A 2127-nucleotide genomic window follows, 5' to 3' on the forward strand; every position below is an offset into this window, starting at 1 on the left:
ACCTCGGCCTCGGCCGCCTCCGTCACCTCGGCGACCGCGGCCTCCGGGTCCTCGCCCCGCTCGCGCGCCGCGCGGGCGACCAGGCGGTCGGCCTCCTCGCGGAGCTCGGCGGCACGGCGCTGGACGCGCTCCAGCTCCTTGGTGAGCTGGGCGACCTCGCGCTCGGCCTGCTTGGCGGCGTTGTTCGCGGAGTCGGCCTGGACCTCGGTCAGCGAACGGGCGCCGGTGATCTCGGCGACCTCCGGGTCGAACGCGCCGGCACCACCGACGATGTGGCGCGAGGCGTCGACGCCCGCGTCCTCCATCAGACGGAAGATCTGGCGGCGCTGGTGCGGAAGCGCCAGCGAGACGACCGTGCCGGACTGGCCCGCGCGGGCGGTACGGCCGGAACGGTGCAGGTAGTCCTTGTGGTCACCGGCCGGGTCCACGTTCAGGACCAGGTCGATGCCGTCGACGTGGATACCGCGGGCGGCGACGTCGGTCGCGACGAGCGCGTTGACGTAGCCGTCCTTGAAGTCGGCGAGGACGCGGGTACGGGCACCCTGCGTCATGCCGCCGTGCAGCGCGTCGGCCTTCACGCCCGCCTCGACGAGCTGCTCGGCGATACGGTCGGCGCCCAGCTGCGTACGGACGAAGATGATCGTGCGGCCCTTGCGCGCGGCGATCGCGGCCGTGACCGGCGCCTTGTCCTTCGGCTTCACGACGAGGACGTGGTGCGTCATGGTCGTGACGTTGCCCTGGGCGCTGTCGACCTCGTGGCTGACCGGGTTGTTCAGGTAGCGCTTGACCAGCGTGCCGATCTCGTTCTCCATGGTGGCGGAGAAGAGCATGCGCTGGCCGCCCTCGGGCACCTGGTCGAGCAGCTCCGTGACCTCGGGCAGGAAGCCCAGGTCGGACATCTGGTCGGCCTCGTCGAGGACCGCGACCTGGACGTTCTCGAGGGAGCAGGCGCCGCGGTTGATGATGTCGCGCAGTCGGCCCGGGGTGGCGACGAGGATGTCGACGCCGCGCTCGAGCGCGTAGATCTGGTTGCCCATGGACGTACCGCCGCAGACGACCTTGATCTTCAGACCGAGGACGTCGCCGTACGGCTGGAGCGCGTCCGCGACCTGCATCGCGAGCTCACGGGTCGGGGTGAGGATGACGGCGCGGGGCTTCTTCTTCTCGGTGTGGCCGCCGGCCAGCGTGGCCAGGGTCGGCAGACCGAAGGAGAGGGTCTTGCCGGAGCCGGTACGGCCACGGCCGAGGATGTCCTTGCCGGCCAGGGCGTCCGGGATGGTCGCGGCCTGGATCGGGAACGGGACGGTGACACCGTTCTGGGCGAGCTTGCGGACGACGCCCTCGGGGAGGCCGAGGTCGGCGAAGGTCACCTCGGGGGCGACGGGAGCCGCGGAAGCCTCGGCCCCGGCGGCCGTGTCGTCGATGGCGTCGGTCTCGACCGCCTCGATGACGGCCTCGACGAGCTCTGCGTTCTCGACGACGTCGAGGACCTCGACGACCTCGACGATCTCGTCGTTCTCGGGCAGGACGGCACGATCAGAACTGGAAATGGACATGCGAAATGCGAAACCTTCCGGAGTCTCGGCACGCGCCCAAACTCCGTGAATTCGCAATTCGACCGCCTCAATGCGGTCAGCCACGGCTAGGGAGAGTACGCGCCACGCGGCGCGCTTCTGTGTCGGCGCCGGGCAATGGGATCAAACGATCTACCACCATACGCACCCCGACCCACCGAAGGCAAACCGCCTCACTGCGGCGCTCGTCACACCCACCCGTGACACTCACCTGTGACACTCACCCGTGTGCACCCCTGCTGCTGATCACGTGCCGATCACGTGGCCGATCACGTGCTGATCATGTGCCGATCACGCCGGGCTCATCTGCGGCGACGCCTCCGGCTCCGCCCACATCTCCTCCCCGTCGTCCTCGGCCTCCCGCATCGCGCCCATCTGCGTGTCGGCCGCCGGCGACGCGGACGGCGGGTCGGTCGGCTCCTCGGAGGGGTCCGGGTCGGGACTCGGCGGCGTCGGCTCCACGGGAGGCGTCGACTCGCCCGGCGGCGTGGGGTCCACGGGCGGCGTCGGGTCGCCCGGCGGAGGGGTGGGCTGCTGCGGCTCGGCCGGCGGC

1 protein-coding gene and 1 pseudogene are annotated in these 2127 nt (G+C 70.9%); both read right to left on the bottom strand.

The window, feature by feature from the left end:
• Window positions 1–1556, bottom strand: a 1556-nt coding sequence (locus ACWGI8_RS43340) for a DEAD/DEAH box helicase (protein ID WP_453669021.1), incomplete at its 3' end; no start/stop codon positions are given.
• A gap of 309 nt (window positions 1557–1865) precedes the next feature.
• Window positions 1866–2127 (bottom strand): annotated as a pseudogene (locus ACWGI8_RS43345) (hypothetical protein); the annotation flags it as partial.

This window comes from Streptomyces sp. NPDC054841 (assembly GCF_053611045.1).